This is a genomic window from Solwaraspora sp. WMMD791, assembly GCF_029581195.1.
Taxonomy (GTDB): Bacteria; Actinomycetota; Actinomycetes; order Mycobacteriales; family Micromonosporaceae; genus Micromonospora_E.
Map to the genome: position 1 here is coordinate 6,235,837 of NZ_CP120737.1, position 8,410 is coordinate 6,244,246.

Annotated in this window: 7 protein-coding genes; 5 read left to right on the plus strand and 2 right to left on the minus strand. The window is 72.8% G+C overall.

The window, feature by feature from the left end; translation table 11 throughout:
* Positions 1–62: 62 nt before the first annotated feature.
* On the plus strand, positions 63–1,955 hold the full coding sequence (locus O7623_RS28175; RefSeq protein WP_282225958.1) for a BTAD domain-containing putative transcriptional regulator: 1,893 nt from the start codon (positions 63–65) through the stop codon (positions 1,953–1,955).
* Positions 1,956–1,977: 22 nt separating this feature from the next.
* Here O7623_RS28175 and O7623_RS28180 read toward each other — a convergent pair whose 3' ends face one another.
* The gene (locus tag O7623_RS28180) at positions 1,978–2,862 is read right to left on the minus strand and encodes a ricin-type beta-trefoil lectin domain protein (protein ID WP_282225959.1); all 885 of its coding nucleotides are present in this window, start codon (positions 2,860–2,862) and stop codon (positions 1,978–1,980) included.
* Between the two features lie 333 nt (positions 2,863–3,195).
* Here O7623_RS28180 and O7623_RS28185 point away from each other — a divergent pair, with 333 nt between their 5' ends.
* From O7623_RS28185 to O7623_RS28200, 4 genes are read left to right on the plus strand one after another with little or no spacing between them, the layout of a single operon-like run.
* Complete coding sequence (locus O7623_RS28185) at positions 3,196–3,540, plus strand: WXG100 family type VII secretion target (protein ID WP_282225960.1); 345 nt, start codon at positions 3,196–3,198, stop codon at positions 3,538–3,540.
* 20 nt (positions 3,541–3,560) lie between these two features.
* Positions 3,561–3,872: a hypothetical protein gene (locus O7623_RS28190; RefSeq protein ID WP_282225961.1), complete on the plus strand. Its 312-nt coding sequence runs from the start codon at positions 3,561–3,563 to the stop codon at positions 3,870–3,872.
* 9 nt (positions 3,873–3,881) lie between these two features.
* Positions 3,882–5,282 (plus strand): EsaB/YukD family protein, encoded by a 1,401-nt coding sequence (locus O7623_RS28195; protein ID WP_282225962.1) that lies wholly within the window; start codon positions 3,882–3,884, stop codon positions 5,280–5,282.
* A gap of 46 nt (positions 5,283–5,328) precedes the next feature.
* Positions 5,329–7,737: a right-handed parallel beta-helix repeat-containing protein gene (locus O7623_RS28200; protein ID WP_282225963.1), complete on the plus strand. Its 2,409-nt coding sequence runs from the start codon at positions 5,329–5,331 to the stop codon at positions 7,735–7,737.
* A gap of 32 nt (positions 7,738–7,769) precedes the next feature.
* Here the strand turns inward: O7623_RS28200 and O7623_RS28205 are convergent, their stop codons facing one another.
* A complete protein-coding gene (locus O7623_RS28205) occupies positions 7,770–8,405 on the minus strand; it encodes a hypothetical protein (protein ID WP_282225964.1) in 636 nt (211 codons plus the stop codon).
* Between the last annotated feature and the right edge of the window lie 5 nt (positions 8,406–8,410).

Below are 8,410 nucleotides of genomic sequence, written 5' to 3' on the forward strand. Positions count from 1 at the left end.
TTAACGGCGTGTCTACGTCCTGTTGATCCGATGTCGACACGACGGGTCTTCACTCTGCAGACGTGTCCGCGACAGCAGGCAGCCTGATCTTCGACGTGTTGGGGCCGCTGGAGGTACGGCGGTTCGGCCAGTCGGTACCGCTGGGTCCACCGCAGCGCCGTCGGCTGTTGCTGCGGCTGTTGGTTGCCGGCCCGGCGCCGGTCCAGCGAAGTCAGTTGATCGAGGACATCTGGGGTGACCGGCCGACCCCGGGAAACCTGTCGTCGTTGCACGCCCATGTCAGTCGACTGCGCTCGGCGCTGGAGCCGGGGGTACGGCGGCCAGCGGTGCTGGTCCGCGAGGGCTCCGGGTACCTGCTGCACGTCGACCCGTCCATGTTGTCGTCGGTCCGGTTCGAGGAGTCGATCCGGCGTACCCGACGGCTGCTGGCCATCGGCCGATCGGAGGCGGCCAGGGCGGAGGTCGAGGCGGCGATGAGCTGGTGGCGGGGGGCAGCCCTGGCCGACGTGGCGGACGCGCCGTTCGCCCGGGGCCTGGCCGGGCGGCTCGAGGAGGCCCGGCTGTCCGCCGAGGAGATGCGGATCGCGACGCTGCTGGCCGTCGGCGACTGTGCGACGGCGACCGCGTCGGCCCGTGCCCTGGTCGACGGTCATCCGCTGCGGGAATCGGCCTGGGAGTTGTTGATCAAGTCGCTCTACCGCAGCGGCCGGGCCGCCGAGGCGTTGCAGCAGTACGACCGGATCCGCGCCGCACTCGTCGACGAACTCGGCACCGAGCCGGGCCCGGCGTTGCGCAAGCTGCATCTGGCGGTGTTGCGGCAGGACATCCAGCTCGACTCCGGTGCGGCCGCCGCCGTACCTTCCGGCGACGGCGCGGGATCAGCTGGGGCTGCCGTACCGATCGGCGCGACGCCGCTGGTCGGCCGGGAATGGGCACGTAGCGTCCTTGCGCGGATGCTCGTGCGGACCGGCACCGGCCGTACGACGTGGGCCGTGGTCTCGGGCGCGTTCGGACTCGGCAAGTCGGCGTTGATGGAGCAGGTCGCCGTCGACGCCACCGCAGGCGGTTGGGACGTCGTGGTCAGCCGCCCGGTCGCGCTGCCCGGCGCGGGCCCGGAACTCACCGTCGACCGGCTGGCCAGCGAACTGGCCGGCCCGGCACCGACCGCTGCCCTGGAGGCACCGACGGGCCACCCCGGTCCACCGGTCGGCGTCGCCGACCAGCCGGCCGACTCGCATGGGCGGTCGAGCGATCCGCGCGACATCGACGCACTCGTTGCGCGGGTCGCGCAGCGGTGCGCCCGGCGGCACACTGTCTGGATCGTCGAGGACATCGACCTGCTCGACTCGGCGGCGCGAGCCTTCCTCGGGCGGCTCGCGGTCGGGCTGCGGAGCGTCCCGCTGACGGTGATCTGCACCGTACGCAACCCGGACGGCCCCCCCGTCGGCGAGCTGACGCTGCTGCTGACCAGGTCCGGCGCGGAGCGCATCGCGCTGGAGCCGCTCACCGTGCGCGATGTGGCGCGGTTGGCCGGGGTGGCCGACGGTACGGCGTTGGCGCGCCGTACCGGTGGGAACCCGTTCCTGGTACGCGCGGTGCTGTCGCTGCCGGCGGACGCCCGACTGGGTCGGGTGCCGCCGGCAGCGCTCAGCGCCTTCCGGGCGGTCCTACGGGATCTGCCGGCCCGCACCCGGCTGCTGCTGCGCTCCCTTGCCGATCTGCGGTACCTGGGCCAGGGCGACGGGGACCTGCGCCTCGGCCGGGGTCCGCAGGTCGACGCGGCGATGGAGGTCGGTCTGATCGCCAGGACGGCGGGAGTATCGACGGACCTCGTCGACGATCTCCTGATGCCGGCCGTGGAGGCCGGCGTGATGTCCCGCGTCGACGGCTGGCCGGTCGGCTACGCGTTCGCCTCCACCCTGCTGAGCGACGCGCTGGCCGACCGGCTCGTGTGACCCGGCCGGGGTGCCCCGGCGGCTATCGCAGGCGCCACTTCTGGTTCCCGGTGCCGGCGCAGGACCACAACTGCAGGCGGGTGCCGTTGCCGGTGCCGTTGTCCCGTACGTCGACGCACCGGCCGGTGACCGTGTTCACCAGGTCGTGTGCCGCGTTCACCGTCCAGCGCTGGGCCTGGCCGCCGTTGCACCGGGCCAGTTGCAGCGGCGTCCCGTCGGCCATGCTGCCACCGGCCGCGTCCATGCACAGCCCCATCGCGCGGATCGTTCCGTCCTGCAGCGTCCACCGCTGTCCGGCGGACCCGGTGCAGTCCCAGATCTGCAGCGGCGAACCGTCGCGGCCCTGCCCACCGACCACGTCGATACATTTGTCCGCGGAGAAGCTGACGATGGCCCGGCCCTGGTTCGCCGGTGGCGCCGTGGTCCGGGGCGCCGGCGAACCGGTCGTGGTCGTGCCGCCGGCACCGTTCGCCGATGCGGTACCGCTGCCGCCGGCCGGGGTGGGCGCGGCCGCGGGCGCGTCGGTCGGGGCGTTCGCCACCGGATCGACCTGGGCCTGCCCGGAGCCGCCGGGTGCCGATTCGCCGATCGCCGGCCCGTCCGGTGCGTCGTCGGCTGCGGCGCTGGTCGACGGGTCCACGGTGGCGCCGGGTGCCGCCGTCGCGGTGCCGGTGGTCGGTCGGGCGAACGCGGTCCGGTCGACGTCCCCGGCCATCCGGTTGGCCATGAATCCGACGCCGACGACGGCGAGCGCGACCACGGCGGTGACCGCCGCGAGGATCACCACGCGGCGCAGCAGCGGTGAGCGGTGGTCGCCGCCGTCCTCGTCGTCGCTGCGCCGGGCTGACGCGGCGAAGCTGGCGGCGAACCCGCGCAGCCGGGATGTGGGTGGGATCTGCTCGCTCACTGGTCTGCTCTCCAACGGAGGTGGTCGAGCCGGGGCGCGGCCGAGTGGTCGTCGGAGCGCTGGCCCGCCGATCGGGGACATCGTCCGAGGCCCGAGGAATTTATAGCACCCGCGCCACGCTCGTGCGGTAGCCGTCGGCCGGTGCGGATCACCGGCCGACTGCTACCGCGGAATCCGGTCGAAGATCTGCCGGAGTATCCGTCGGTGGCAGGTGATCGACAAGACATTCGACCGCTCGGCGGGCGGGCGACAAGAAATCGACAAGAAGCGTCCGGCAGGATCGCCCGGAGTGCCCGGCGTGCCCTCGCGTGGGCTGCTGTTGTGAGGAGCGCAATGACGGAGACCAGCATGGGTGGGGTGACGTACCAGGTCACGCCCGAGTACCTGGCGACGGCCGCGACCAACGCCGAGACCACCGCGTCGGAACTTGCCGACCTGCTGGCCGGCATTCGCAGCTACGTGGTCAGTTTGGAGGCATCCTGGCAAGGTGTCGCCGCCAGTGCCTTCCAACAGTTGATGCAGAATTACGACGTGTACGCGAAGATGCTCAACGATTCGCTCAACGGCATCGGTAGCGGCCTGCGGGGGACCTATGTCAATTACACCGACGCGGAGGAGCGGGTCCATCACAACATCGTCGACGTCGATCTGAACCTGCCGCCGGCCAACTTTTCCTAGTGATGTCGAGGGTGTGAAGAATGAGTATCGACGATCAGCCGATCTATGTCGGCGAGGGTCTCGAGGCCGCAGGCGCGTGGCTCAACGGGCAGGCCGCCATCGCCGGCGGGGACCTGGACAACTTGCGGGCCCTGCTGGCCCCGTTGCAGGAGACCTGGCTGAACAGCACCGCCGCCACCTATTTCACCGACATGCAGATGCAGTGGGACCTGGCGGCCGTCGGCCTGTTCGGTCCCGAAGGTGTCCTCGGTCAGATCGCCGAGGTGATGGACGTCAACTGGATCAACTACGTGGAGGCGGAGACCGCCAACATCGAGACCTGGCGGTCCTGAGTGGCGCCGGTGACCAGTGAGGACCGCTGCCGGGTCACCGTGGTCGGCGCGCACCGCCGCGCCGACCTGATGCTGCCGTCCCGGGCAGCGATCGCCGAGTACGTACCGGGTCTGCTCGACCTTTGCGGTGTCGACCCGGCCGACGACACGTTCCCACCGGCCTGGTCGCTGGCCACCGGGACCGCCCGGGCGTTTCCACCGTCCATGTCGCTGGTCGAAGCCGGCGTGACCGACGGTACGACGCTCTACCTGCGCGACGCGGCCGCTGGCGAACTCGACGACCCGGTGGTCACCGACATCGAGGAGCTGGTGGCCGCAGCCAACCAGCGTGGCCTGCGCTGGGACGCCCGGGTCCGGGCGGTCGTGGCGTTGCTCGTCGGACTGGCCCTGGTGGTCGGTGGCCTGGCCGCCCTGGCCGCCCGGCCGGACCCGCCGCCAGTGGCCGGCGTCGTCGCACTCGGCATCGGGATCGGCTGTGCGCTGCTCGGCCGCCATGCGCTGCGTCGACGCTGGCCGCTGCCGGGACCGCTGATCGTCACACTGGGGCTGTCCGTAGGACCGTTCGTGGTGTTGGCGGTGGCGCTGCTGCCGCCGGCGCGTACCACCGTCGCCTCGCTGGTGGTCGGAGTCGCCATCGCTGCGGTGATCGGCGCGGTGGCCGCGCGGCTCGCCGTACCCGGGTTGGCGGCGACATTCGCCATGGCGACCTCCCTGTTGAGCCTGCCGGTAGCGGTCGGCCTGGCGTTGTCGGGGCTGGACGCGGCGCGCTCGGCGACCGTGGTGGCGTTGCTGGGGCTGATCGTGGTGTTCAGCGGGCCGCAGATCGCCGGGCACTTCGTGACGGCTGCCGCCCCGTCGTCGTCGGTCGATGCCGTCGCCGACGCCGAGAGCGTCACCGCTCTGGTCGACCAGGGACGGTGGCTGCTCACCGGCATCGTGGCCTTCGGCGGCCTGGCCGTGCTGGCCAGCGCGTACGTCTCGGCGTCGACGGACGATCCGTACGCGATCGCTCTCGCCGCCGCGACCGGCGGCATCCTGGCACTACGCGCCGGGCAGTTCGCGGTCGTCGCCGTCGCCGCGACGGCCCTGACCGCCGCAGTGGCGACGCTGGTGTGCGTGGTGCTGCTCGCCGGCGGTCAGGTCGTCAGCTGGCTGGGCGGGCCCGGCCCGGTCCAACGCTGGGCCGGACCGCTGCTGCTCGTGCTGGTCGGCCTGGTGGCGGCGGCGACCGGGCTGGTCCGGTCGTTCCGGGCAGCCGAGGCGGTGGCCGACGACGCGGCGGGACTGCCCCGGCGGCGCTCCGGCGGCGTCGAGTTCGTCACGACGCTGCTGGTGCTCTGCTGCCCGCTGCTGGCCCTGGGCGTGTTCGGCGTCTTCGGCTTCCTGCTCGACCTCGGCAGCCGGCTGTGACCAGGGTCGGGATGCCGAGCCGGACCCGGACCGGGGCGGGTGTCCGATGGTGACGACGGCACGGGAGGTTCTACGGGTCGCGGCCAAGGGCTGGGGAGCACACCGCACCATCACGGCGGCGCTGCGCGCGGCGCCGCCGGGAGCGGTCGTGTCGGTGCGACCCGGCGACTACCCGGAGACGCTGGTGTTCGACCGGCCGGTGACCGTCGTCGCGGAGAAGGGCCGCGACACCGTGTTCGTGCGGCCGGCGACCGGCCCGGCGCTGCGGTGCACCACGGGCACGGCGACCGTACGGGAGGTGAACCTGGTCGGTGCCGCTCGCGACGACACCGTGGTGGCCGTCGGTGGTGGTGCCGCCCTGCTGGAGAGCTGCCACCTCACCGGTGGCGGTGTCCACGTCGCCGGGGACGCCCGGCTGCACCTGCTGCGGTGCACGCTGCAGACGGCGCGTCGGGCCGCGCTGCAGGTCGGCGGCACCGCCGTGGCGACCGTGGAGGACTGCGTGGTCGAACGCTGCGCCGGACACGGCCTGGTCTTCACCGACCAGGCGCGGGCCACCGTGACCGGGACCCGGATCACCAAGGTACGCGGCGCTGGCATCACCGTGCGGGATGCCGCGTGCGGCACGGTCACCGGTGGCGACGTCAGCGGCTGCGCCGCCGGCGCGGTCGTCTGTGACGGCACCGGCGACGTACGGCTGGCGGACTGCCACGTGCACGACGTCGCGGCGACCGGGGTGCTGGCCGGCGGGGCGGTGCGGCTGGTGCTCGACGGCTGCCGGCTGGTCGACATCGGCGGCACCGCGCTCGCCCTGCACACGACCGCGAGCGCCGAAATGACCGGCACGACGGTGACCCGTACGGCGGCCAACGGAATGCACGTGGTCGGCACGGCGTCGTTGACGGCCCGGGACTGCACCGTCAGCGCACCCCGCTACGCCGGCGTCTACCTGGGGGAGCAGGCGCAGGCCGAGTTGCACGACACCGAGGTGCGCGACGGCCACGAGCAGGGCGTCACGGTCGCCGGGGGCGCCTACCTGCGGGCCTGGCGGGTCCGGGTGCAGGGCACGCGGTTGGCCGGGATCGACGTCGACGGCGGCGACGCCGAACTGCGCGACTGTACGGTGACCGCCGCCCACATCGGCCTCCGGTTGGCCACCCGGCACCGGCCGCTGGTGGAGGACTGCGCGGTGGTCGACGCGTCGACCACCGGCATCGAGGTCGGCGCGGACAGCGGGGCGCTGTTGCACCGGGTCAGTGTGACCGGTTCCCGGGGCAGCGGGATGACCGTCGGGCCCACCGCCCGACCCACGGTGCGCGCGCTGACCGTCGACCGGGCCGGGTACCACGCGCTGGACCTGCAGGAGGCGGCCGGCGGCCGGTTCGAGGAGTGCCGGTTCGGGCGGTCGGCGTACCCGGCGGTGCACTGCGGGCCCCGGACGGCACCCGAGTTGCTGCGGTGCCTGGTGCACGACGTGGCCGAGGGCCTGTCGCTGGCGCAGGACGCGACGCCGGTCTTCGACGACTGCCGTACGGAGAACGTGGCGACCGGTCCGCTGCCGGCCCCGGCCGACGCGGCACCGGCGGTCGACGGCACGGCGGACGGCGACGGCGACGGCGACGGTGGACAGTCCGGGGCGGACCTGTTGCCGGCGCTGCTGGCCGAGTTGGCCGAGCTGGTCGGCCTGGACCGGGTCAAGCGTGACGTCGGTTCCCTGGTGGACGTGTCGCGGATGGTGCAGCGGCGGCTCGCCGCCGGGCTGGCCGCGCCGCCGCTGAGCCGGCACCTGGTGTTCGCCGGCAACCCGGGCACCGGAAAGACGACGGTGGCCCGGCTGTACGGGCGGATCCTGCACGCCCTGGGCCTGCTGTCACGGGGGCACCTGGTGGAGGCGGACCGGGCCGCGCTGGTCGGCGAGTACGTCGGGCACACCGGTCCGCGTACCCGGGCGATCTTCCAGCAGGCGCTCGGTGGGGTGCTCTTCATCGACGAGGCCTACTCGCTGGTGCCCGTCGGCCAACCGAGTGACTTCGGCCAGGAGGCGATCGCCACCCTGGTCAAGCTGATGGAGGAGCACCGCGACGAGGTCGTGGTGATCGCGGCGGGCTACCCGTCGGACATGGGCCGGTTCATCGCCTCCAACCCCGGGCTGGCGTCGCGGTTCACCCGGGTGATCACCTTCGACGACTTCGACGCCGACGAACTGGTCCGCATCGTCGAGCAGCAGGCGACCCGGCATCAGTACCGGCTCGACGACGCGGCCCGGGCCGCCCTGCTGGAGCACTTCGCCACGGTGGAACGGTCGGTGCACTTCGGCAACGGTCGGGACGCCCGGCAGCTGTTCCAACGGATGACCGAGCTGCACGCGACCCGCATCGCGCGGGTCGGGCAGCCGACCACCGACGAGTTGACCGGTATCCGGGTCGACGACCTGCCCTGGCTGGCGCCGTCATGAGCCGGGCCGCCGCGGTCGTGGCCCGACCTCGGTCAGCTGCCGCCGCCCGCCGGTGGGGCGGGGAACTCGCTGACCCGGTCCAGTTGGGCGTAGGTGCGTCCGGCGACGTTGACGGTGCCGATGTACTGGCCGATCAGCGCGACGGCGTTGGACAGCGACAGCAGCGCCCGCTGCTGGATGGGGTTCATCGTGTCTGCGAACTGTCGGGCGACGTCCTGGATCGGGGAGTCCTGCTCCTGCTCGACGATCCGGCCGCCGTTGCCGCCGATGACCGCCTGCGACTCGTAGGTCAGCACGGTGTCGACGTCCTGCTGGCCGTAGATCACCCCGCCGCTGATCGCGGCCCGGACCTGGGTGGCGAGCAGTTCGTACTGGATGACCATGGTGGACGTGCGGGCCAGCATCGACTCCAGCGAGTCCCGCATCTGGCCGAGCTGGACCCGGATCGCGTAGTCGCCGACCGGTTCCTCGGTGCCGTCGGTGGCGGTGTCGCCGGTGGCCGCCTCCGGTGCCGTGTTGAACGACGGCATGGACGCCGCGTCCCAGCGCATCGACAGGCTGGGGACGAGATGGCTCAGGTCGGCACCGGCGTCGGGATTGGCACCGCCGTCGCCGCCGCCGTCGTGCGAGGGACGCGGATGAAACGGCGTGGAGATCTCGCCTGGCATACGGC